Source organism: Serratia sp. TSA_7 (genome assembly GCF_052692135.1).
Genome location: NZ_JBQZFU010000002.1, coordinates 610,834 through 635,126 on the forward strand (window position 1 = coordinate 610,834; position 24,293 = coordinate 635,126).

Sequence of the window (24,293 nt, forward strand, 5' to 3'; positions counted from 1 at the left end):
TATTTCCTAGTTGCGCCGCTATTTTTTTATTCTGCGCGGCGTCTCGCATTCCGACAGAGAAAGCATTGCAGCAATGGACAACCGGCTGATTTAGCATTAAAACCGATAGACAGCTTATCGAGAGGAACCCGCATGACCAGCGCCATTGCCGAACAGCTTACCGAACGTTTCTTTCGTTATCTGGCGGTCACCAGCCAGAGCGATGCCGCCGTCAACGCCCTGCCCAGCACGCCCGGCCAGCATGATATGGCGAAGTTGCTGGCAGCCGAGTTGCGCCAACTGGGGCTGAAGGACGTGCAAATCGACGAGCACGCCACCGTGACCGCCCGCAAACCCGGCAACCAACCCGGTGCGCCGCGCATCGGTTTTATTACCCATATCGATACCGTCGACGTCGGCCTGTCGGCGCACATACATCCTCAGCGCCTGCACTTTAGCGGCCAGGATCTCTGCCTGAACGCGGAGCACGACATTTGGCTGCGCACCGCCGAACATCCGGAGATCCAGGCCTATCCGAACGAAGACATTATTTTCAGCGACGGCACCAGCGTGCTCGGTGCCGATAACAAGGCGGCGGTTACTGTCGTGATGACGTTGCTGGCTAACCTGAGCGCCACAGACCGCCACGGCGACATTGTGGTGGCCTTTGTGCCGGATGAAGAGATCGGTCTGCGCGGTGCCAAAGCGCTGGATTTGGCGCGCTTTGACGTAGATTTCGCCTACACCATCGACTGCTGTGAACTGGGCGAAGTGGTTTATGAAAACTTCAATGCGGCAGCGGCGGAGATCCGTATCGAGGGCGTGACTGCACACCCGATGTCGGCGAAGAACGTGCTGATCAACCCGATTCGCATCGCCACCGACATCATCAATCAGTTCGATATCCTGGATACCCCGGAACATACCGAGGGGCGCGAAGGCTATTTCTGGTTCAACGACATCACCGCCAACGCCAATCTCGCCACGCTAAAAGTGTCGATTCGCGATTTCGATCTGGTCGCTTTCAATGCGCGTAAAGCGCGTATTCAGGAGGTGGTGCGGCAGGTGGCGGCGAACTACCCGCGCGCCAGGGTGAGCTGCAGCGTTACGGATATCTACAGCAATATCAGCAACTCAATCGGTGAAGACAAGCGCGCCATCGAACTGATTTTCGGCGCCCTCGCCGCACACGGCATTCCGCCGAAGGTGATCCCGATGCGCGGCGGCACCGACGGCGCAGCGCTGTCCAGCCGTGGCGTGGTGACGCCGAACTACTTCACCGGCGCGCACAATTTCCATTCGCGTTTCGAGTTTCTGCCGGTCAGTTCCTTTGTGAAATCTTATCAGGTGACCCGCAGCATTTGTTTGCTGGCGGCGCGTGGTTAGAAAAGCGTTGGCCGCGCAGCAAAGCGCGGCCGGTGTCAGGCCAATAGCCAGCCGAGCAGCGCACCCCAGGCCAGCAATGGCAGCGAGTAGTAATGGAATTTCAGCCAGATCTTGCGCTCCCCCGCCATGCGCAGCGCAATCAGGTTCGCCAGCGAGCCAATCGCCAGCCCAAAGCCCCCGGCGTTCACCGCATAGGCCACCAGTTGGCTGGAAGGCACGTAGTTGAGCAGCAAAATGGTCGCCGGCACATTGCTGATGATCTGCGACAGCCCAATCCCCAATGCGTAAATGCCGCCGTCACCAAGCCGGGCGATATCGGCGAACCAGGGCTGAATCGCCTGCAATTGGGTAAACAAGCCGACGTCGATAAACATGGCGATAAAGACAAAAATCAGGCTCCAGTCGATCTGCAACAGCACCCGGCGCGCCAATAGCAAGAAACCGGCAAACACCGCCAACAGGCTGTACAGCGCCAAACCGACATCCAGACACAGCAGAAAAATCGCGTACAGTGCCACGCAGCTCAGCAACAGCGGCCGCTGATAGGGATAGCCCTCAGTATGCGGTGCCTTTACGATATCCCGCGCCGGGAAGCTGAACCAGGTCAGGGCCAGCAGGCTGACCATCATCGCCGCGCCAAAGGGCGCCATCTGAATGATAAACCCCAGGAAAGAGAGCGACGACTTGCTCCACAGCAGAATGTTTTGCGGATTGCCGATCGGCGTTAACAGCGAGCCGGCGTTGACCGCCAGCGCCTGGAAGATAATCAGCCGACTGACCGGCAGCGAGGAAAGTTTTTTTAGTGTAATGGTCAACGGAATGGCGATAAACAGCGCCACGTCATTGGTCAGGAACGAAGACAACAGCGCGGCGGAAAACACCAAAAACAGCGCCAGCCACCGTTCACTGCGCAACGTGTTGATGATTTTACGGCCAACAAAATCAAAATAACCGCTGACCTCAACGCCCTTGGTCAACAGCATCAGCCCCAGCAGGGTAATAATGGTGCGCCAGTCGATAAAACCGGCTAATGCAGGCACCTGCTGCGGGTTTAGGGCGGCCATCACCACACCGGCCAACAGCAGGATATGCAGGAAACGATCTTTCAGGAACGGTTGGATCAGCCGGGCAGCGGCGTTTGAACTCATGGTCATCGCTTCAAAAATCAATCTGGAATCAGGAGCCAGACGTTAGCCCAAGCGCGGCGGCAATGCCAGCAAAATGCTATTTTACCTTTCTGCGCTTTTCATTTGCCGCGCTTTACTTTATTTGTAGCGCCTTTCTACGTTTCTAAGGATTTTTCATGGTCAACGCTATCGCCAAAGGGCTGTTGCTGAGCACCGCGCTCAGCCTGCTTGCCGCCTGTAACGATCAGGAAACCCGTTCGCAGATCGACCTCGAAGGCAAAACCATGGGCACCTTCTACAGCGTCAAAATCAGCGGTGACGTCAAGATCAGCAAGCCGTTGCTGCAACAGCAGGTCGACGCCTTGCTCGAACGGGCCAACGATGATATTTCCACCTACCGCCCCGCGTCGGTGCTGTCGCGCTTCAATCAATCGCACAGTACCGACCCGCAACCCATCCCGCGCGGGATGGCGGATATTATCCTGACGGCCCAGCGAATCGGCCGCGATACGCAGGGTGCGATGGATATTACCGTCGGCCCACTGGTGAATCTGTGGGGTTTTGGCCCGGACAAACGCGCAGTCAAGGTGCCGGAGCAGCAGCAGATTGAAGCCGCGCAAAAAAATATTGGCCTGCAGCATCTCAAATTGCTCAGCGACAGCCGTGGGGAGTGGCTGCAAAAAGATCTGCCGAACATGTATGTCGATCTCTCGACCCTGGGTGAAGGCTACGGCGTTGACCAGCTTGTTAAACTGATGGCGCGCAACGGCATCACCAACTATCTGGTGTCGGTCGGCGGCGCGGTGTCCTCACGCGGCGTCAACGGCCAGGGCAAGCCGTGGCGAGTGGCGATCCAAAAACCGACCGACAGGGAAAATGCGGTGCAGGCGCTGGTCGATCTGCAAGGCTACGGCATCAGTACCGCCGGCAGCTATCGCAACTACTTCGAACAGAATGGCCAGCGCTATTCGCACGTTATCGATCCCGTTACCGGCCGGCCCATTACCCACCGGCTGGTCTCCGCCACAGTGATAGCGTCAACCGCGCTGGAAGCGGACGGCTGGGATACCGGGTTGATGGTGCTGGGGACGGAAAAAGCGCTGAAGCTGGCGGAAGAAAAAGGGCTGGCGGTGTACCTGATCAGCAAAACCGATGAAGGTTTCAGCGCCGTGATGACGCCGCAGTTCAAAGCGTTTCTGGCGAAGTAGTCTTCGTTTCGTAAAAGCGGGACGCAGCACACTGCGCCCCGCGCCATCATCCTTTGCGATGCAACAATAAGTAGACCACCGGGACGACCAGCATCGACAACAACGGTGCACTGAGCATCCCGCCAATCATCGGGGCCGCAATGCGGCGCATCACTTCAGAGCCTGCGCCGTTGCTCCACATGATCGGTAATAGCCCAGCCATGATGGTGGCGACGGTCATCACTTTTGGCCGCACCCGTAATACCGCGCCCTCGGCGATGGCGTCCATCAGCTGTTTTCGGGTGAGCGGTTTCCCCGGCTGGCGGTGTTTTTCCAGAGCATGATTCAGGTACAGCACCATGATCACGCCAAATTCCGCCGCCACCCCCGCCAGTGCAATAAAGCCCACCGCCCCGGCCACCGAAAGGTTGTAGTTCAGCAGATACAGCAGCCACACGCCGCCTATTAGCGCAAACGGCAGCGTCGCCATGATCAACAGCGCATCACGCACGCTGCTGAAGGTAACAAACAGCAGCACGAAAATGATCGCCAACGTCACCGGCAGTACGATTTTCAATTGGGCGCTGGCACGTTCCAGATACTCAAACTGCCCGGACCAGCTCAACGACACGCCCGCCGGCAGCTTAACCTGCTGAGCGACCGCCCGTTGCATCTCTTCCACCGCCGATTTGAGATCCCGTCCGCGCAGATCGACATAAATCCAGTTGGAGAGCCGCGCGTTTTCACTTTTCAGCATCGGTGGCCCTTCAGTGACACTAATGTCCGCCAACATCGACAATGGCACCTGACCACCGCCGGCGGTCAACACCGGCAACGCCTGCAGTTGCTGCACAGAATCGCGCACCTCACGCGGGTAGCGCACATTGATCGGATAACGCGCCCGGCCTTCGACGGTTTCGCCAATGTTCTCCCCCCCCACCAAGGTCGCCACCATGGATTGCAGCTCTTTCACCGAAACGCCGTAGCGCGCGGCGCGTTGGCGATCGATATCAATGTCCACGTAACGGCCGCCGGTAATGCGCTCCGCCAACGCCGAGGTGACACCCGGCACCTGTTTTACCACCTGCTCAATCTGCCCGGAAATCCGCTCGATGTCGGCCATGTTATTGCCATTCACCTTGATGCCAACCGGGCTTTTTATCCCGGTGGCCAACATGTCCAGCCGATTGCGGATCGGCGGAACCCAAACATTGGCAATGCCCGGCACCTTGACCACCGCGTCCAGCTCCGCCACCAATTTGTCCATGGTCATACCCGGCCGCCACTGGTCACGCGGCTTGAAGCTAAGGGTGGTTTCCAGCATGGTCAACGGCGCGGGATCGGTCGCGCTCTCCGCCCGCCCCGCCTTGCCGAATACCGTCGCCACTTCCGGCACGGTTTTGATCAGCCGGTCGGTCAATTGCAGCAACCTGCTCGCCTCACGCGCCGACATGCCCGGTAATGACGATGGCATATAAAGCAGATCGCCTTCGTCAAGCTGCGGCATAAATTCGCTGCCCAATCGGCTAAGCGGATATGCCGTCAACAACAGCAATAAGCACGAAACCCCGAGCGTAGTTTTCGGCCGCGCCAACACCGCCGCCAATACCGGTTGGTACAGGCGGATCAGCCAGCGGTTAATCGGGTTGGCATGCTCATCGGGAATACGGCCACGAATAAAGTAGCCCATCAGCACCGGCACCAGCGTAATGCCCAGGCCAGCGGCCACCGCCATGGCGTAGGTTTTGGTGTAGGCCAGCGGGGAGAACATCCGCCCTTCCTGCGCCTGCAGGGTGAACACCGGAATGAAGGACAACGTGATAATCAGCAAACTGCAAAACAGCGCCGGCCCCACTTCCACCGCCGCCTGCTCTGAAATGCGCCAATAATCCGTCGATGTCGGCTGCTGCCCGGGATGGCGTTGCCGCCATTGCTCCAGCACCTTATGCATGTTCTCAATCATGACGATCGCCGCGTCCACCATGGCACCAATCGCGATAGCTATCCCGCCCAGCGACATGATATTGGCGTTGACGCCCTGATAATGCATGACCACAAAAGCACCAAGAATGCCCAGTGGCAGCGTGATCATCGCCACCAGCGCCGAACGGAAATGGAACAGGAACAAAGTGCAGACCAGGGCTACCACCAGAAACTCTTCCAGCAGCTTGTGGGACAGGGTTTCAATCGCGTGTTCGATCAGTTGCGAACGATCATACACAGTCACAATTTCTACCCCCGGCGGCAAGGTCTGCTGAACCTCTTGCAGCTTCACCTTCAGCGCGTTAATGGTCTCCAGCGCATTTTTACCGTAGCGCATCACTACGATGCCGCCCGCCACTTCGCCCTCGCCGTTCAGCTCAGCCACACCACGACGGATCTCCGGCCCTTCGCGCAACGTCGCCACTTGCGAAAGCAGGATCGGCACGCCGTCACGCACGGTAATCACCACGTTGGCAAAGTCACTCCGCTTTTTCAGGTAGCCCGAGGTCCGCACCATATATTCCGCTTCCCCCATCTCCAGCACTGCGCCGCCGCCTTCCTGGTTGGCATCCTGAATGGCACTTACCACCTGTTGATGCGTGATATTCAGCGCGCGCAGGCTTGGCGGGTCCAGTACCACCTGATACTGACGAACCATACCGCCGACGCTGGCCACTTCAGCCACGTTGGGGACGGTTTTCAGTTCAAATTTCAGCGTCCAGTCTTGTAGCGCGCGCAAGTCGGCCAGGCTATGTTTCCCGCTTTTATCCACCAGAGCATATTCGTAAACCCAGCCGACACCGGTGGCGTCCGGCCCCAGAGCCACCTTCACCTGCGACGGCAGCGAGGATTGCACCTGGCTCAGCGCCTCCAACACCCGCGAGCGTGCCCAGTAAAGATCGGTGCCATCCTCAAACAGCACGTAGACGTAAGCGTCGCCAAACATGGAAAAACCACGCACCGTTTTGGCTCCCGGCACCGTAAGTAGCGTGGTGGTCAGCGGATAGGTAACCTGATCTTCAATCACTTGCGGTGCCTTGCCGGGGTAAGTGGCACGGACAATCACCTGTACGTCAGACAGGTCCGGCAATGCATCCAGCGGCGCTTTCTGCAATGCCCAAACGCCCCATCCAGCCAACAACACCGAAGCCAGCAGCACCAATAGCCGGTTGCGCAGCGACCAACGGATCACGAAAGCAATCATAAATGGCCCCCATGCGCAGCGTTCGTCAGCACAATCTGACGGATATGCGAACCTTGGTCATCAACGGTAAAATCGATTTTCACCCTGTCGCCAGGTTTGATGCCGGCCGGCAACCCCGCCGACGGCAGAGCAAAATCCATGGTCATCGCCGGCCACTGCAGCTCCGGCACGGGGCCGTGGGACAGCGTTATGGCGCTATCATTCAATGCCTCAACCACGCCTTCAGCCTGGTACTGTTTCAGCTCGGTTTGCGCCGCCATCTGCGGCAGGGCGCTGCGCATGCTGGCTTCGGAGTCGATCAGGAACTGGCCGGAGGTCACCACTTGTTGCCCGACGCTCAGCCCGCGTTTGATTTCCACCCAGCCATCCTGTGCACGCCCGGCCACCACCTCAACCGGCGTGAAATGCCCATTGCCTTCGGCGAGCAACACCCTATTGCGATCGCCGCTGCCGATCAGCGCCTCCTGCGGTATCGCCAACACCGGCTGACCGAGGGTGCTGTGCGACAGCGTGAGTTGCAGGTACATGCCCGGCCGAAGTTTTTGCTGAGGATTTTTCAGCAGGATGCGCGCTTTGAAGGTTCGGGTCAGCGGATCGACATTGGCCAGCAGTTCGCTCACCTCGCCTTCAAATCTTTCACCAGGCCAACTGGCGGAAGCCGCCTGCACCTTATCGCCCACTTTCAGCAATCCGGCCTGCGCCTGCGGATAATCGGCAACGATCCACACCGGATCAAGGCTGGCTATCTCAAACAGCCCCTGCGCGGCGGTGACCTGAGCGCCTTCCAAAATGCTGAGCTTATTCACAAACCCATTTCCCGGTGCCGTGATCTTGACGCGCGGCTCGGGTTTACCCGTGCGCTCCACCTGCCGAATCACCCCTCGGGCATAAACAGCAGCTGTAACCGCTGGCGTGCGGCGGCGCTTAACGCGGTGTCTCCCAGTTGACGTACCGCCAGATACTCCTGCTGCGCCGCACTCCAGTCGGGGATCCACAGTTGCGCCAAGGCTTCGCCCTTTTTCACCTGTTGCTGGCTGGCACGCACGTAGAGTTTTTCCACCAGCCCGTTGGCGCGGGCAGCGATAATCTGAACTCCACGTTCATCGGTCGCGACGCTGCCGAAAGCGCTCAGTTGCGGCGCCAGTTGGCGCAATTGCGCAGCTTCGGTGCGAACGCCCAGGTTCTGCTGTTGACGGGCGCTGATGGTCACGCCGCCCTCGGGCTCTGCCTCATCGGCATAGCGCGGCACCAGTTGCATATCCATAAAAGGCGATTTACCCGGTTTGTCAAAACGCTGTCCCGGCATCATCGGGTCGTACCAATAAAGTACCTGTCGCTCACTCTTGGCGACCGGCGCGGGCGCGTCTCCCCCCGCTGCGCCAAACCAGTATCCCGCCAGCCCACTGCCGATCAGCGCCGCTAACAGCGCCAGCTTGAATTGTATTTTCATTGCATCGATTCCTGAGGGGTGAGATAGCGAATGGCGGCCCAAATCTGCGCCAGTTCCCTGGCGGCCTTACCGGCACTGAGGCGGCTGTCGAGCAGCGCCCGCCGCGCTTCCAGCACCGCAGACAGGTCGTTTTTACCGCTGCGATATTGCGCTAACAACAGGCTCACTCGCTGTTGCTGCAGGGGAATGACCTGACGTTGCTGGCGCTGCCACTGCGCCTGCGCTGCCTGATACTGCGCCAACAGCGTATCGAGTTGTGCCTGATGGTCACGGATCAACAGCGTCAACCGATCGTTGGCCTCCATGCTGCGGGAAACATCGGCGGCATAGTCCTTGTCCTGCCGCTGTGCGCGGAACAACGGCAAATCGACGGTAAACATCACCCCGGCCAGATCCTCGTAATCGTCGGCGCGCTTGCCGTAATACACCTCAACACCGACATCCGGTATTGCCGCCACCGCGGATTGAGCCGAGCGCGCTTTGGCAACGTCAGCCTCGCGGCTGGCTTGCAGCACTTCGGGATGCTGCCTGATGGCCTGCCGCAATACGTCGCTGTCGGCCGGTAAACGCTCAAAGCGCGGCATCGCCCCGGCAGTATCCGTTGCAGACAGGCCGGTCAGTTGCGCCAGGCGTGCCTGCGCGACAGCAACGTCACGCTGCGCCTCGCTGATGCGATCCTGCATGCTCAGCAGCGTCAGCCTGGCGTCCAGTACGCCGCTCGCAGGCGTTCCACCGCCGGCCACGGCAGCATACTGAGTGGCGATCTGACGTTCACTCTCCGTCACCAGCGCTGAGGCATCACTCAAGGTTTGTCGGCTCAACGCCAGCGCCAGCCACGCCTGCGCAGTTTGTTGCTGTAGACGAGCGCGAATGGTGGCGCTGCCTGCATCTGTCTGGCTGGCTTCGGCACGCAGGGTGTCCGCTTTACGCTGACGTTTAGTGCCGCTGACGTAATCCTGCATGATGCCGATTCGCCCCATGGTCATGCCTTCGCGAGTAAAACGCTGGGCGTTACCGCCCTGCACCGGCACATTTTCAATGCCGAACTTCAGCTTGGGATCGGGCAACTGCATCGCCGAATCCGCCATGTTCTGCAAGGCGTTCACCTGATGCCGATTGGCGGACAGTTCCGCAGAATACCCTTCCGCCGCCGTCAGCGACTGCTGTAAGGTCAGTTCCGCCGCCTGAGAGACCGGTGCCCAACAGGCGAGCAGCAGCCAGCCCACCCGTAGCGGGTGAGAAATGATAATGGTCATGGTGCCTCCGTTATTGCCGAGCGGCAGCGACAGCGATCAGCCGGTAACCGCCGTCGATCGGCAGGAAGCTGAAGTCAACCGCGGTACCCACCGGCAATGCGGCGAAGGAAGGCGCTGGAGGGAGCAGGAAACTCATGGTCATTGGCGGCCAATCAAGCGCAGGAATGGCCTGGTGAGCGATGGACACCTTCCGCACATCCCAGGCTTTGATGATGCCCTGACTGTGGATTTCGACGGTCGGTTTGGCGGCAGGATCCTGCATCGCCCTATCGGCAGCGCTGGCGGTAAAGGCAAAAAACAGGGTGAACACTACGGCGACAAAGACATTACGCATAACGGGTACTCCATAAAATAGTTAACAAACGCGGAAAACCGTCGGGGACGGCAAAGCGGTTGTCAGAGCTATTCACGGAACCGGCAGAAAACAATCTCTGCCGGCGGGCCTGTTATTGGCGGCGTTTGCCAGGTATTGGACGAGGTAGAACGTGACGGGAAAGACGTAATGACGGCCAATTCGCCGCTGGTGGGTAAAGCAGCCAACGTCAGGTTGGTGTGATCCTGTTGGGCTGACTCAGGTACGCAGTGTTTCTCGCATAGCGGCTCTTGGGCCTGTATCTGCTGCTGCGACGGCACGCTGTTTTGCATATGCATCATATGCTGTGCCATCGGCGCTTCGCCGCTGAACTGCAGGTTGCAGTTATGGCTGGCCAGCGCCAGCTGGGTATTCAACAACAGCCAGCTGACGACCCATAACCATGCACAGGCCCGCTTTTTAGCGAAGCGCAGACGGTGCATGGATAAGGATATGGACGTCAAGGCCGACATCAGATGATTCCAACGGATGAGATAGCGGGAGTATATCGACCCAGGGCAGGCGCAGGAATGGAATTTACACCCGCTGACAAAGCGGTATCCGTCAGCGAACCAGAAATAAAAATACCATGACTTCAATCAACTGGCGGCTCATCGCCCAAAGAAAAAGCCCAGCAATAGCTGAGCTTTTTACGGGGACATTCACCGACAGACGATTATTTGGTTAACGCAATAATACCCAGCGTCAGGCCAGCAACCGCCGCCGCACCACCGGCGATAGCGCCCGCGGTTTCCCAGTTATCCTGCGTCGTGCCCTTCATGCAGGTGTTGGTGTGCACCAAACGCCCCTGATCGTCATAAACCGGGACACAAGGTGACTCAGTCGCGCACCCCGCCAGAAACACTGACAGCAACCCAACCGCAATTAACTTTTTCATACTCATGCCTCAAGGTTCGATCACTCTGAAAACGCTACGCCGAGTGATAATCGCGTTATCGGGCTATTGTATGCGTAAAAGGCTGAACGAGGCGTTAATGATCCGTCAAAAGATGTAATTTGGGATAACTCTGAACGGGCAGCGACAGGCAGTAAAAAGCCCGCTGCGAAGCGGGCTTGATCAACTGGCATGGATTGCGGCTAAATTACTTTTGCAGCTTGCGCATGACCAGCGTGGCGTTGGTGCCGCCGAAACCGAAGCTGTTGGACATCACGGTGGTCAGCTCGCGTTTGGTCGGCTGAGTCACGATGTTCATGCCAGCGGCTTTCTCGTCCAGGTTGTCGATGTTGATGCTCGGCGCGATAAAGCCGTGCTCAACCATCAGCAGGCTGTAGATCGCTTCCTGCACGCCCGCGGCACCCAGAGAGTGACCGGTCATGGCCTTGGTGGAAGAGATGGCCGGGGTGTTGTCGCCAAACACTTCGCGAATGGCACCCAGTTCTTTCACGTCGCCCACCGGCGTGGAGGTGCCGTGCACGTTCATGTAATCGATTGGAGTATCCACGCCTTGCAGCGCCATCTTCATGCAGCGCACTGCGCCTTCACCTGATGGAGCCACCATGTCGGCACCGTCGGAGGTCGCACCGTAGCCGATGATTTCCGCATAGATGTGCGCGCCGCGCGCCAGAGCGTGTTCCAGCTCTTCAACCACCACCATACCGCCGCCACCGGCGATGACGAAACCGTCACGCGCTGCGTCATAAGTACGGGACGCTTTTTCCGGGGTTTCGTTGTAGCTGGTGGACAGTGCGCCCATCGCATCGAACTCACAGGCCATTTCCCAGCACAGTTCTTCACCGCCGCCGGCAAAGACCACGTCCTGCTTGCCCAGTTGGATCAATTCCACCGCGTGACCGATGCAGTGTGCAGAGGTTGCGCAGGCAGAGCTGATGGAGTAGTTAACGCCACGAATTTTGAACGGGGTTGCCAGGCAAGCGGAAACGCCTGAAGCCATGGCCTTGGTCACCATATAAGGACCCACGCCGCGCAGGCCTTTGGCGCGCATGCCGTCGGAACCTGCAACCTGGTTGCGCGGAGAGCCGCCACCTGAGCCAACCACCAGACCGGTGCGATCGTTGGAAACCTGATCGGCAGCCAGGCCGGAATCCTTGATGGCTTCTTCCATGGAAAGATAGGCATAAACGGACGCGTCGCTCATAAAGCGCATCACTTTACGGTCGATCAGACCGGTAGTGTCCAATTTAACATCGCCCCATACGTGACTACGCATGCCGGAATCTTTCAGCTCCTGGGAGAAAGTGATCCCAGAACGTCCTTCCTGCAGGCTCGCCAGGACCTCCTGCTGGTTGTTACCAATGCTGGAGACGATTCCCAGGCCAGTAATCACTGCACGTTTCATTCAGTACCTCTTCCACAATTTTACATTCGGGATTTTGCATCGCACTTTAGCGTACAGATGTACGCCGAACAAGTCCGATCAGCGTTTTTCAGCTTTATTCTTATCCAGTTTGCGCCATTTCGCTAGCCCCGTTAGAATCCCGTCACCCCTTGAGTTACGAGCAACTAACCGTGAGCCACGCCCCGATCCAAACCGCAGCGTTATCCTGGAACGAACAGGGTACACCTGTTTCGAAACAGTTTGATGACGTCTACTTTTCTAATCAGGATGGGCTGGAAGAAACCCGTTACGTATTTCTCAAGGGCAACCGGCTGCCGCAGCGTTTTAGCGAGCACCCGCGCCCGCTGTTTATCGTCGCGGAAACCGGCTTTGGCACCGGGCTCAACTTTTTAACCCTGTGGCAGGCGTTTGCCGGTTTTCGTGCTGCAATGCAAGATGCCCCGCTGCAACGGCTGCATTTCATCAGTTTTGAAAAATTCCCGCTGTTGCACGCCGATCTGGCGGCCGCACACGCACGCTGGCCGGAACTGGCCCCCTATGCCGATGAGCTCCGCGCTCAATGGCCGCTGCCGTTGCCGGGCTGCCACCGCCTGCTACTGGCTCAGGGCCGCATTACGCTGGATCTGTGGTTCGGCGACGTCAACGCGCTGCTGCCGCACTTTGACCCCAGCATGAATCACCAGGTCGACGCCTGGTTCCTCGATGGTTTTGCGCCGGCGAAAAACCCGGATATGTGGACTGAGCAGCTGTTCGCCGCCATGGCGCGTTTCGCCCGGCCGGGAGGTACCTTAGCCACCTTTACCGCCGCAGGTTTTGTACGGCGCGGGTTGCAACAGGCGGGTTTTGAGGTAACAAAGAGCAAAGGTTTCGGTCAGAAACGCGAAATGCTGATCGGCGAGTTACCCGCCAATGCGCCGGCCTTGCCGCATCCCGCGCCCTGGTTCCTGCGCCCGGCGGCGGAAAACACTGACGATATCGCCATCATCGGCGGCGGCGTCGCCAGCGCACTTATCGCTCTCGCCCTGCTGCGGCGCGGCGCGAAAGTGACGCTATACTGCGCCGATCCGCAACCGGCCGAAGGTGCATCGGGCAACCGTCAGGGGGCGCTCTATCCGTTGCTGAACGGCCGCGGTGACGCGCTGGAAACCTTTTTCAGCGCCGCCTTCCCGTTTGCCCGCCGCCAGTACGATGCGCTGTTGCAACAAGGCGTGGCATTCGATCATCAATGGTGCGGCGTCAGCCAATTGGCCTTTGATGAGAAAAGTGCCGGGAAAATTGCCAAGATAGTGGCGGTTGAATGGCCTTCGGCGCTGGCGGCACCGGCCGATCGCGCCACGCTCAGCGCGCTGTGCGGCGTAGACAGCGGTTTTGGCGGCGTCAGCTACCCGCAAGGCGGTTGGCTATGCCCGGCTGAGCTGACGCGGGGCGCCATTGCGTTGGCGCAACGTCAGGGGATGCATTGCCATTACGAGTACGACCTAAACACCCTCATACACACAGACGGCAATTGGCAGCTCGGCTTCGGCAATGGCGAAACCCGCCGGCATGCCACGGTCATTCTGGCCAATGGCCACCGCCTTTCCGACCTGGCGCAAAGTGAAGCGCTGCCGGTATACGCGGTACGCGGCCAGGTTTCCCATATTCCCACCACCCCGGCGCTGAGCGAATTGAAGCAGGTGCTGTGCTACGACGGCTACCTGACGCCGGTCAATGCTCATAATCAACAGCACTGTATCGGCGCCAGTTACCAGCGCGGCGATACCGCCACTGAATACCGCGAGGAAGAGCAGCAGGATAACCGAGCGCGTCTGTTGCGCTGCCTGCCGGAACAAGCATGGCCGCGAGAGGTGGACGTCAGCGCGCACCATGCCCGCTGCGGCGTGCGCAGCGCTACCCGCGATCACCTGCCGATGATTGGCGCAGTGCCGGACTATCAGGCCACGCTGACGCAGTATCAGGATTTGCAACGCCGCCGTCAGCTTGGCGAAACCGTGGCAGACGCCCCGCTTTATCCCAACCTGTTTGTTCTTGGCGCCCTGGGTTCACGCGGGCTGTGTTCGGCACCGCTGGCGGCAGAGATCCTGGCGGCGCAGCTGTTTGGCGAACCCTTGCCGGGCGACGCGGAGATGCTGGCGGCGTTGAATCCGAACCGGATGTGGGTGAGAAAATTGCTAAAGGGGCGTGCGGTTTAATGCCGAAGTTGCAGGGCGCTTTTGAAGCGCCCTGTGATGGGCATCAGGGGGTCGGCAATGCGGTCTGGTACAGATTTTCCCACATGCCGCGCACCAAAATCTGGTCCGGTGGCGACAACTCGCCGGCGGTGATGGCTTTATGCAGGCTATTTTCCACCCGCGCTTTCAGCGCTTCGGCGGTATGCTCGTCGTGCTCTTCCGCCTCAGCCACCGCCAGCGTCAGATGACCGCGCAGGTAGCCACCGGCAAACAGTTCATCATCGCTGGCGTGCTCTACCATGTCATCAATCAGCGCCAGAATGCGCGCTTCAAATTCTGCGATCATCAAATTTCCTCTTTAAATAGCAAGCTGTGGCGTTAACAGAAATCTTCCGGATAGGGAAAATGCCCGGCGGCCAGCGGGGGCGTATTGTAGAACGATTGTAACGCCTGAATAAAGCGCGCGGGTCTTGTGGGTATTCCCTGTTCCAGCAGCGATAACACCCGGTCGCGTACCTTGCGCTGGAAGGCGATACGATCCGGCTCGCAGTCGCCGTTCAGGTTGTCGCAGCTGACGTTGAACGGGAAACCGGCGGCCACGCAGAACATCCACTCCAGCGCCTGCGGTTTGATTTCTACCGCTTCGAATTCGCTTTGTGTTTGCGCATCGCGCCCGTCCGGGCAATACCAGTAGCCGAAGTCCACCAATTTGCGGCGCTCTTCACCGGCAATGCACCAGTGCGAGATCTCATGCAGGCCGCTGGCATAAAAACCGTGGGCAAAAACGATGCGGTGGTACGGCAACGCATCGTCGGCCGGCAGGTAGATCGGCTCATCATCGCCCTTGACCAGCCGCGTGTTGTAGTCTTCGCTAAAGCATTGATTAAATATATCAATCAATTGCGCGTATTGATGGGTAGTCTGTGTGTCTGACATAAATAAAAAACTCTATAACCACAAAAATAAAGCGGTGATTATTCCACTTTAGCGATCTTTCGGCATGCTAAATATGCAGCGCCAGCCACTGCTGAATTTCCGCGCCGTGGTTGTCGTACAGCAGTTTGCAGCTCATCACCAGCGAGACGATGACGATCATGGGCCGAATCAGCTTCTGCCCACGGGTCATCACCATATGCGCGCCCAGGCGTGCGCCGAGCACCTGCCCCATCAGCATCACCAGGCCAATGCCCCACACCACTTTGCCGCCGATGATAAAAAACGTCAGGCCGCCAACGTTGGAGGTGAAGTTCAGCACCTTGGCGTGCGCGGTGGATTTGGCCAGATTGAAGCCGCACAACGTCACGTAGGCCAGCGCATAGAACGAACCGGCGCCGGGGCCGAAGAAACCGTCGTAAAAACCGACGCAGCCACCGGCCACCAGCCCGAACGGCAACGCGCTCAGGCGGCGCTGACGATCGCTTTCCCCCAGACGCGGGGTCAGCAAAAAGTACAGACCGATGCCAATCACCAGCAGCGGCAGCATTTGTCGCAGCAGATCGGCGCGCATATGCTGCACCAGAATCGCCCCGGCGATGGAACCGATCAGCGCCAGCAGGATCGTCAGTTTCTGATCGTTAAGATCCACCGCCCGCCGGCGGATAAAGTACAGGCTGGCGGAAAACGAACCGCCCACCGACTGCAACTTGTTGGTTGCCAGCGCCTGCGCCGGGGAAACCCCCACCGCCAGCAGCGCCGGCACGGTCAGCAGGCCGCCGCCTCCGGCAATGGAATCGATAAAACCCGCCAGCAACGCCACCACGAACAAAACCCCGAGCATCTCGGGGCCAACGACGAACCAATCCATTTATTATTCCGCAGCGAAATGGTTATCTAACAAAGCCTGACAGGAAGGCGGCAATGGCGGTGGGACCGGCTTGCCCGGTTTGGCGCTGGGTTGATGCGGCACGAACCAGCTCGCCAGCTCCGCCCCACAACCATCGCCCGGCGGCGGGGTATCTTGTTCTTGACACTCCAGACTGCCTGCCGGACAACGCAGACGCACGTGCATGTGCGCGCGGTGGCCGAACCACGGCCGCACCTTGTGCAACCAGTCGCGGTCGGCGCCGGCATCCAGACACAGGCGTTGCTTGATCGCCGGGTTGACGAAGATGCGCGTCACTTCCGCATCCTGCGCCGCCATTTTGATCAGAGATTCAATCTGCGGTTGCCACTGACGCGCCACAACCTGTTTGCCGTCGCCGGAAACCAGATCGATCGGCTGCGGTTTGAGCAGTTGCTGCGCGCTCCAGCGCTGGCGCGGCAGCTGTAACCAGATGTCGACATCCAACCCGGACTGATGGCTGGCGTGGCCGCTGCTAAAGCGCCCACCGGCCGGCATCGCCATATCGCCGATCAGCACCGTACCCAGCGCTTTTTGGTTGGCTTTGCTGCTCAGGCGCTGAATGAACGCCAGCAGATCGGGGTGGCCGAAATAGCGGCGTTGATCGGGGCGCATCACCTGATAATCCGGTGAGTTCAGCGGCAGCGGCTGGGCACCGACGATACAACCATTGGCAAAACCGCCAATCGCCTGTGGCGCGCCGGCCACCGGGTGATCAATTTTCTGCCACGGCGTCAACGCCATGGCAGAACCTGACGCCATCAGGGCAACGATGCCTAACATCCAGTTTTTCATCGTAATTACCAGCGTGGAACGTTAGAAACCACATCACCGTTTTGCGCACGCTGGCGCAGCAGGTGATCCATCAGCACAATCGCCATCATCGCTTCGGCGATTGGAACCGCGCGAATGCCTACGCAGGGATCGTGACGGCCACGGGTCACCATTTCTACCGCTTCGCCCTGGCGATTGATGGTACGGCCCGGCACCATGATGCTGGAGGTCGGTTTCAACGCCAGATGAGCGACCACCGGTTGGCCGCTGCTGATGCCGCCGAGGATGCCGCCCGCATGGTTGCTCTGGAAACCTTCAGGCGTAATTTCGTCACGGTTTTCGCTGCCGCGCTTGGTCACCACGGCAAAACCGTCGCCGATTTCCACGCCTTTTACCGCGTTGATGCTCATTAACGCATGCGCCAGATCGGCATCCAGGCGGTCAAACACCGGCTCACCGAGGCCCACCGGCACATGTTCGGCAACTACGCTGACCTTGGCGCCGATCGAGTCGCCCTCTTTTTTCAGCGCGCGCATCAGTTCGTCCAGCGCTTCCAGCTTGTCCGGATCCGGGCAGAAGAACGGGTTCTGTTCGACCTGCTCCCAATCTTTCAGTTCGCAGACCACGTCGCCGATCTGCGCCAGATAGCCGCGCACCTGGACGCCGAATTTCTGTTGCAGGTATTTTTTGGCTATCGCCCCGGCCGCTACGCGCATCGCGGTTTCACGCGCCGAAGAACGGCCGCCGCCACGGTAATCGCGTACGCCGTATTTCTGCTCGTAGGTGTAATCTGCATGGCCCGGACGGAACACGTCTTTGATGGCGCCGTAGTCCTGTGAACGCTGGTCGGTGTTTTCAATCATCAACCCGATGCTGGTGCCGGTCGTCACGCCTTCGAACACGCCGGAAAGAATGCGCACCTGATCAGGTTCGCGGCGTTGAGTGGTATAGCGCGAAGTCCCCGGACGGCGGCGGTCCAGATCGTGCTGCAAATCGGCTTCGGTAAGCGGGATACCCGGCGGTACACCGTCTACGATACATCCCAGCGCCACACCGTGAGATTCACCAAATGTGGTGACGCGGAAAATCTGCCCAATACTGTTTCCTGCCATCACGGCTCCTTACCGTTAATGATGATCTTTGTGGGCCCGTCAGAACAGGCCCGAAGAAGTCTTAGCTGCGGTAGATGCTGAAGTGTTCTTTGCAATCGACCAGTTGCTGTTTGGTCAGCATGAATACGCCGTCACCGCCGTTGTCAAACTCCAGCCAGGTGAACGGAATATCCGGATATTGTTCCATCAGATGTACCATGCTGTTGCCCACTTCACAAATCAGCACGCCGTCGTCGCTCAGGTAATCCGGCGCGCAGGCCAGAATGCGGCGCACCAGCTTCAGGCCGTCGCTGCCCGCCGCCAGGCCCAGTTCCGGTTCAAAGCGGAACTCCTGCGGCAGATCGGACATGTCTTCCGCATCCACATACGGTGGGTTGGTGACGATCAGATCGTACTGGATCGCGGGAACGTCGCGGAACAGATCGGAGCGGATCGGGATAACCTGATGCTCGACGCCATGCGCCTGAATATTGCGCTCGGTCACCGCCAGCACGTCGCTGGAGATATCCACCGCGTCCACTTCCGCTTCCGGGAAAGCGTAACCGCAGGCGATGGCGATGCAGCCGCTGCCGGTGCACATGTCCAGAATGTGGCGCGGTGGGTGCGGGATCAGCGCGCTGAAGTGATCATTGATCAATTCGCCAATCGGCGAACGCGGCACCAGCACACGTTCATCGACATAGAACTCCATGCCGCAGAACCAGGCTTTGTTGGTCAGGTAAGCTACCGGGATGCGCTCGTTGACGCGGCGAATCACGCGTTCAACGATGCGATGGCGCTCGCTGGAGGTCAAACGTGCGGTGTGCATGTCCTCTGGAATGTCCAGCGGCAGGAACAGGGTTGGCAGCACCAATTGCACCGCTTCGTCCCACGGATTATCAGTTCCGTGACCATAGTAGATATTGGCGGCATTGAAGCGGCTCACCGCCCAGCGCAGCATATCCTGAATGGTGTGCAGCTCATTCACTGCTTCGTCGACGAAAATTTTGTCCAATTTGCCCTCCGGCAGGCACTGTAATTCATGATTTAGCCGCATAGTTTGCCATGAAGCCCGCGACAAATCAGCAGCAATAGTCGCGTTAAGACATTCTCATTTTCATTCGGACGGGAGTTTTGCGTCGACAGATACCCGCGACACGGTAAACTGTCGTGATAAATGATTTCCGGTGAATAAAAAATGAAGAACAAGCACCCTCTGAGCAAAGATGAATTGCAGCTCTTCAGAGAGTCGATAGCAAGCGCAAAAAAACTGCGTCAGGATACCGTTGTCCACCCCAAACCCAGGCCAAAAACCCGGCAAATGGCGCCGCAGCGCCTGCTGCAGGAACAGGTGGATGCCAGCTATTATTTCTCGGATGAATACCAACCGCAGTTGGAAGAGGAAGGGCCGACACGCTACGTGCGTCCCGGCTACAGCGCGTTTGAGCTAAAAAAACTGCGGCGCGGCGATTATTCACCGGACCTGTTTCTCGATCTGCACGGCCTGACCCAAATGCAGGCCAAGCAGGAGCTGGGCGCACTGATTGCCGCCTGCAAGCGTGAACATGTGCACTGCGCCTGCGTTATGCACGGCCACGGCAAGCACATTCTCAAACAGCAGACGCCGCTGTGGCTGGCGCAGCACCCTGACGTACTGGCGTTCCACCAGGCTCCCAAGGAATGGGGCGGCAACGCGGCGATTTTGTTGCTGGTCGAACTGGCCGAGTAAACGGCAAAAATGACAAAGGGCGATGTTAAACATCGCCCTTTTCTGGTGGGACCCAAGACACGGCGTCCTACACTTTAGCCATCACCTGCGACGGGCTGACCTGCCATTCAAACTTGCCGTAGCTGCCGTCGGCCGCCAGATCGACATTGGCGATCGCGGAGGTCGCAAACATCGGCGGGCATTCGCCCGGACACAGTTCGGCGACCAGATAACCCACCAGCGGCAAGTGGGAGACGATCAACACGGAGCTGACTCCCTGCTGCGCCAGCGCCTGCAAATAACTCCCCACCAGACCGGCATCACCGCCCGGCGTCAGCTCAGGCAGCACTTCTTCGCTTTCCGGCAACGCCAAGGCTTCGCGCACCGTTTCCAGCGTCTGCTCGGCCCGCAGGTAGGGGCTGACCAGTACTCGTTCAATATCCACAGACTTGGTGTTTAACCAGGCCGCCATCTGACGTGACTCATCACGGCCACAAAGGGTAAGAGGTCTTACCGAATCGCTGGCCGCATCAAGTGCCGCCTCTCCGTGACGCATAATCAAAACTTGCATATTGCACCGCTGTTGTTGACAAAATAACGCTATACAGAAACGCCGAGCGTGCTGTATCGCCGAGTTTTACAACCCCAAAGCAAAAGCTTTGAAACGATAACGCGCCGTCTCTTTTATGGCGGCCGGGCATTTTGCCTGAAAGTTCACGTAAAGAAAACGCTGTTTTTTACATCAACATCGTCCTGACATGAATATGACGCTCACATAACAACCAATTCAACGGGTTAAATTTTAACCTTTCCATCATGAAACTTATTGATGGCGATCAGTCTTTCGGCGCTCTCCGGTTACGTTACCCCGTCGCTATCTCCCTGTATAGCGCCCAGGATTGCAGGTATTTCAAGGAGTGATAACGATCACACTGCGGCCCTGATCCAACTCTAGTACAAATCAGGGCACCTCGCCGCTCACTCCCCTTGCGGATAAAAGCGTTCGCCCTGCTGCGCCATGCGCTGCAAGCGTTCGCAGGGGGCAAAGTTTTCGCCGTATTGCTGCTGCAGGTATTGCAGCGTTTTAACCACCTTCTCTGCGCCGAGCTCATCCATATAACGGAACGGCCCCCCGAGGAACGGCGGAAAACCGATACCGAATACCGCGCCGATATCCCCATCGCGTGCGCTGCGGATCACGCCTTCTTCCAGGCAACGCGCCGCTTCATTCAACATCATCATTACGCAGCGCTGGGCGATGACCGACGGCTGCAAATGCGACTTCGGCGTGATGCCCAGCAGAAGATATACCGAAGTATCGGCGCGCTTACCCCGCTGACGTTGCTGACCTTCGCTCGGATACAGGTAGAAACCCCGGCCGTTTTTACGCCCTTTGCGCCCGTCTTTCAGTACCGCATCGAAGGCGGCCGGCGCGGCGAAACGCGGCCCTAGCTGTTCCACCAACACCGGGATAATCTTGGTGCCTACATCAATGCCCACTTCATCAAGCAGGGTAATCGGCCCCACCGGGAAACCGAAATCCACCAGCGCCTTGTCCAGCGATTCGATCGGCTCGCCTTCCAGCAGACAACGCGCCGCTTCATTTATATAAGGAGCCAGAATGCGGTTGACGTAAAAACCGGCGCGATCGGCGACCACGATGGCCGTCTTGCCCTGTTTGTGCGCCAGCGCCACGGTGGTGGCAATGGTTTCCTCGCTGGTGGTGGCATGGGGGATCACCTCCACCAGCGGCATTTTGTCGACCGGGCTGAAATAATGCAGGCCGATCACCTGCTGCGGCCGCTGCGCTTTGGCGGCAATCTGGCCAATCGGCAACGACGAGGTATTGGAGGCGAAAATGGTATGCGGCGCGGCGTGCTGTTCAATCTCGGCCACCATGTTCTGCTTCAGAGCCAGATCCTCAAACACCGCCTCCACCACGATATCCACCCGTTCAAAGCCGGTGTAATCGGTCGAGCCGGAGATCAGCATCATCTGTTTTTGCCGTTCCGCCGGGCGCATGCGTTTGCTGCGCACCCGCTTGCCAAGCACATCCCAGCTGTATTTCAGCGCGTGGGTGATGCCGGTTTCATTCACGTCTTTAATTCGTACCGGCAGGCCGCCGCGCGTGGCGGTTACGCAGGCAATCCCGCCGCCCATCAGGCCACCGCCCAGAATGCCGACGCGATGCAGCGCATGAGGTTGGGCATTGCCGCCGCGCTCTTTCTTCAAGGCGGTAGAGGCAAAGAACAGGCTGCGCAACGCCGCCGACTGCGGCGTCATGGCCAGTTCGCCGAAGGCCCGCGCTTCGGCTTCATAACCGCTGGTGCTGCCGCTGTCCAGGCCGGTACGCACCACCTGAATGATTTTTTCCGCCGCCGGATAGTTGCCGTGGGTTTTCTCCAGCGTTTTTTTGCGCACAATGCTGAACAACAGGCTTTTCCCCAGAGGGCCGTTGAGCAAGCGTTCCTGCCACGGCAATTCACGCCGGCTCTGCCAACCCTGCTTGACCCGTTCAATGGCGGTCTGCAACAAAATCGCCTGCGGCACCGCATCGTCAACCAATCCCATCCGTAGCGCCTGACGCGCACGAATATGCTTGCCGGTCAGCATCATGTCCAGCGCCTTGCTGGCGCCGATCAACCGTGGCAAGCGCTGGGTGCCGCCGGAGCCTGGCAGCAGGCCAAGCTGAACTTCCGGCAAGCCGAGAGCGGTTTTGTCATCCAGCGAACAAACGCGGCCATGGCAAGCCAGAGCCAGTTCCAGCCCGCCACCGAGGCAAGCGCCGTGAATAGCCGCCACCACCGGCACCGGGAAAGCGGCGATCTGCGCCAGCGTGCTTTGCCCTTTCTTCGCCAGCGTTTCGGCCTCTTTGGCGCTGGTGCAGGCGGCGATCATGGTGATGTCCGCCCCGGCGATAAACGAATCCGGCTTGCCGGAAATAATCACCAACCCTTCCAGCGCAGTATGCTGTTGCGCGCGGATCAGTACGTCATTAACCTGCTCGACGAACTCGGCTTTCAGCGTATTGACCTTGTCACCCGGGACGTCGATGGTAATCACGCCGATGTTGTCCGGGCGCAGCGTCAGTTGAAAAGCCGAGGGTTTGGCCCGCTGTTCATGCAATGCGTTTTCAAAGCTCATCATTCCACCTCTACAATCATTGCGGCCCCTAACCCTCCGGCCGCGCAGGCGGTGGTCAGCCCCAATCCGCCGCCACGGCGTTTCAGCTCGTGCAGCGTTTGGGTGATCATGCGCGCGCCGGTAGCGGCAAACGGGTGGCCATAGGCGATCGAGCCACCCAAGACGTTAAATTTATCCATATCCACTGTGCCGATCGCTCTGCTGCGCCCCAGTTTTTGTTGGGCGAATTCATCGCTGGCGAACATCTTCAGGTTCGCCAACGTCTGCGCGGCGAAAGCTTCGTGCATGTCAATCAGCGTCAGGTCGGCCAGGCCAATGCCGGCGCGATCCAGCGCCAACGGCGTGGCGTAGGATGGCCCCAGCAGCATATCTTCCCAAACGTCGATGGCGGAAAAAGCAAAACTGCGCAGGTAGCCCAGCGGTTGCAGCCCCAGCTCTTTCGCACGCGATTCGCTCATCATCAGCACCGCTGCCGCACCGTCGGTCAGCGGCGTACTGTTGGCCGCAGTGACGCTGCCATGTTTGCGGTCAAATGCCGGTTTCAGTTTAGCGTATGACGCCAGGCTGGAGTCTTTGCGAACGTTGTTGTCTTCGCTGATTTGCGCGCGGTACGGCGGCACGCAGGCGGTCATGACTTCATCGCGCAGCAATCCCTGTTCCCAGGCCTTGGCCGCCAGTTGGTGAGAGCGGTGCGCCAGCGCATCCTGCTCTTCGCGGGTAATGCCGTGGCTTTTCGCCATCTGTTCGGCGGTATCGCCCATGCGCAGGCCGGTCGAATATTCCGCCACCGCCGGCGGCACCGGCAGCAGATCGCGGAACTTTAACCGGCTAAACAGTTTGAGGCGTTGCGACAGGGTACGCGCCTTGTTGACGTCCACCAACGTGCGCGCCAGCGCTTTGCTGACGCCGATCGGCAACACCGAGGAGGAGTCTGCGCCGCCGGCAATGCCGATACTGATGCTGCCCGCCATGATGCTTTCCGCCACGTTGGCAATCGCCTGGAAACTGGTGGCGCAGGCGCGCGACACGCTGTACGCATCGGTATGTACATTCATGCCGGTGCCGAGGACAATTTCACGCGCGATATTCGGCGCTTCGGGCATTTGCACTACCTGGCCGAACACCAGTTGTTCGATAAGCGCCGGATCAATACCGCTGCGGGCCAAGAGTTCGCTCACCGCCATTTTCCCCAGATCCACTGCCGGAATGCCGTGATAGGCGCTTGCCTGTTTGGCAAAGGGGGTACGCAGTCCATTTACAATCGCGATACGGTCACCGTGACGGGTCACCAACGGCAGTGCCTTACTCATAAACGCTCCTGAA

20 protein-coding genes and 1 pseudogene are annotated in these 24,293 nt (G+C 58.9%); 4 read left to right on the plus strand and 17 right to left on the minus strand.

What is annotated here, in order from left to right; all coding sequences use genetic code 11:
• The first annotated feature begins 132 nt into the window (after positions 1-132).
• A complete protein-coding gene (gene pepT, locus ACUTQW_RS11725) occupies positions 133-1,365 on the plus strand; it encodes a peptidase T (protein WP_006326946.1) in 1,233 nt (410 codons plus the stop codon).
• Positions 1,366-1,400: 35 nt separating this feature from the next.
• On the opposite strand, the gene ACUTQW_RS11730 is transcribed toward pepT, so the two are convergent.
• Positions 1,401-2,513, minus strand: a complete 1,113-nt coding sequence (locus tag ACUTQW_RS11730) for an SLC13 family permease (protein ID WP_235195914.1) — start codon at positions 2,511-2,513, stop codon at positions 1,401-1,403.
• Positions 2,514-2,668: 155 nt separating this feature from the next.
• Here ACUTQW_RS11730 and apbE point away from each other — a divergent pair, with 155 nt between their 5' ends.
• Positions 2,669-3,700 (plus strand): FAD:protein FMN transferase ApbE, encoded by a 1,032-nt coding sequence (apbE, locus tag ACUTQW_RS11735; protein WP_006326948.1) that lies wholly within the window; start codon positions 2,669-2,671, stop codon positions 3,698-3,700.
• Between the two features lie 46 nt (positions 3,701-3,746).
• Here apbE and ACUTQW_RS11740 read toward each other — a convergent pair whose 3' ends face one another.
• The 7 genes and pseudogenes from ACUTQW_RS11740 to fabB form a co-directional block, all read right to left on the minus strand.
• On the minus strand, positions 3,747-6,866 hold the full coding sequence (locus ACUTQW_RS11740) for an efflux RND transporter permease subunit (RefSeq protein ID WP_235195915.1): 3,120 nt from the start codon (positions 6,864-6,866) through the stop codon (positions 3,747-3,749).
• Positions 6,863-8,316, minus strand: a pseudogene (locus ACUTQW_RS11745) (efflux RND transporter periplasmic adaptor subunit). Before ACUTQW_RS11745 ends, ACUTQW_RS11740 begins: the two are co-directional and overlap by 4 nt.
• Positions 8,313-9,572: a TolC family protein gene (locus tag ACUTQW_RS11750; RefSeq protein WP_006326951.1), complete on the minus strand. Its 1,260-nt coding sequence runs from the start codon at positions 9,570-9,572 to the stop codon at positions 8,313-8,315. The pseudogene ACUTQW_RS11745 and the gene ACUTQW_RS11750 overlap by 4 nt, the downstream one beginning before the upstream one ends.
• Before the next feature lie 10 nt (positions 9,573-9,582).
• The gene (locus tag ACUTQW_RS11755; RefSeq protein ID WP_006326952.1) at positions 9,583-9,906 is read right to left on the minus strand and encodes a copper-binding protein; all 324 of its coding nucleotides are present in this window, start codon (positions 9,904-9,906) and stop codon (positions 9,583-9,585) included.
• 68 nt (positions 9,907-9,974) lie between these two features.
• The gene (locus ACUTQW_RS11760) at positions 9,975-10,397 is read right to left on the minus strand and encodes a hypothetical protein (protein ID WP_020439509.1); all 423 of its coding nucleotides are present in this window, start codon (positions 10,395-10,397) and stop codon (positions 9,975-9,977) included.
• Between the two features lie 203 nt (positions 10,398-10,600).
• Positions 10,601-10,822, minus strand: coding sequence for a hypothetical protein (locus ACUTQW_RS11765; protein ID WP_004947462.1), 222 nt, complete (start codon positions 10,820-10,822; stop codon positions 10,601-10,603).
• Between the two features lie 205 nt (positions 10,823-11,027).
• Complete coding sequence (fabB, locus tag ACUTQW_RS11770; protein ID WP_004947465.1) at positions 11,028-12,242, minus strand: beta-ketoacyl-ACP synthase I; 1,215 nt, start codon at positions 12,240-12,242, stop codon at positions 11,028-11,030.
• A gap of 170 nt (positions 12,243-12,412) precedes the next feature.
• Here fabB and mnmC point away from each other — a divergent pair, with 170 nt between their 5' ends.
• Positions 12,413-14,434 (plus strand): bifunctional tRNA (5-methylaminomethyl-2-thiouridine)(34)-methyltransferase MnmD/FAD-dependent 5-carboxymethylaminomethyl-2-thiouridine(34) oxidoreductase MnmC, encoded by a 2,022-nt coding sequence (gene mnmC, locus ACUTQW_RS11775; protein ID WP_006326961.1) that lies wholly within the window; start codon positions 12,413-12,415, stop codon positions 14,432-14,434.
• A 43-nt stretch (positions 14,435-14,477) separates the two neighbouring features.
• Here mnmC and ACUTQW_RS11780 read toward each other — a convergent pair whose 3' ends face one another.
• The 6 genes from ACUTQW_RS11780 to prmB all read right to left on the minus strand — a co-directional run bounded on the left by ACUTQW_RS11780 (position 14,478) and on the right by prmB (position 19,133).
• On the minus strand, positions 14,478-14,759 hold the full coding sequence (locus ACUTQW_RS11780) for a YfcL family protein (protein WP_004947471.1): 282 nt from the start codon (positions 14,757-14,759) through the stop codon (positions 14,478-14,480).
• A gap of 32 nt (positions 14,760-14,791) precedes the next feature.
• Positions 14,792-15,349: an elongation factor P hydroxylase gene (locus tag ACUTQW_RS11785; protein ID WP_004947474.1), complete on the minus strand. Its 558-nt coding sequence runs from the start codon at positions 15,347-15,349 to the stop codon at positions 14,792-14,794.
• Between the two features lie 67 nt (positions 15,350-15,416).
• Positions 15,417-16,217, minus strand: a complete 801-nt coding sequence (locus tag ACUTQW_RS11790; RefSeq protein WP_006326962.1) for a sulfite exporter TauE/SafE family protein — start codon at positions 16,215-16,217, stop codon at positions 15,417-15,419.
• 3 nt (positions 16,218-16,220) lie between these two features.
• Complete coding sequence (gene mepA / locus ACUTQW_RS11795; protein WP_004947480.1) at positions 16,221-17,048, minus strand: penicillin-insensitive murein endopeptidase; 828 nt, start codon at positions 17,046-17,048, stop codon at positions 16,221-16,223.
• Positions 17,049-17,053: 5 nt separating this feature from the next.
• On the minus strand, positions 17,054-18,139 hold the full coding sequence (gene aroC / locus ACUTQW_RS11800) for a chorismate synthase (protein WP_006326963.1): 1,086 nt from the start codon (positions 18,137-18,139) through the stop codon (positions 17,054-17,056).
• A 61-nt stretch (positions 18,140-18,200) separates the two neighbouring features.
• Complete coding sequence (prmB, locus tag ACUTQW_RS11805) at positions 18,201-19,133, minus strand: 50S ribosomal protein L3 N(5)-glutamine methyltransferase (protein ID WP_006326964.1); 933 nt, start codon at positions 19,131-19,133, stop codon at positions 18,201-18,203.
• Between the two features lie 183 nt (positions 19,134-19,316).
• Between prmB and smrB the strand changes: the two genes are divergently transcribed.
• Positions 19,317-19,847, plus strand: a complete 531-nt coding sequence (smrB, locus tag ACUTQW_RS11810) for an endonuclease SmrB (RefSeq protein WP_006326965.1) — start codon at positions 19,317-19,319, stop codon at positions 19,845-19,847.
• A gap of 67 nt (positions 19,848-19,914) precedes the next feature.
• Here smrB and sixA read toward each other — a convergent pair whose 3' ends face one another.
• The 3 genes from sixA to fadI form a co-directional block, all read right to left on the minus strand.
• The gene (gene sixA / locus ACUTQW_RS11815; RefSeq protein ID WP_004947495.1) at positions 19,915-20,397 is read right to left on the minus strand and encodes a phosphohistidine phosphatase SixA; all 483 of its coding nucleotides are present in this window, start codon (positions 20,395-20,397) and stop codon (positions 19,915-19,917) included.
• A gap of 407 nt (positions 20,398-20,804) precedes the next feature.
• The gene (gene fadJ / locus ACUTQW_RS11820; RefSeq protein WP_004947498.1) at positions 20,805-22,970 is read right to left on the minus strand and encodes a fatty acid oxidation complex subunit alpha FadJ; all 2,166 of its coding nucleotides are present in this window, start codon (positions 22,968-22,970) and stop codon (positions 20,805-20,807) included.
• Positions 22,970-24,280 (minus strand): acetyl-CoA C-acyltransferase FadI, encoded by a 1,311-nt coding sequence (gene fadI / locus ACUTQW_RS11825; RefSeq protein ID WP_006326983.1) that lies wholly within the window; start codon positions 24,278-24,280, stop codon positions 22,970-22,972. Before fadI ends, fadJ begins: the two co-directional genes overlap by 1 nt.
• Positions 24,281-24,293: the final 13 nt, after the last annotated feature.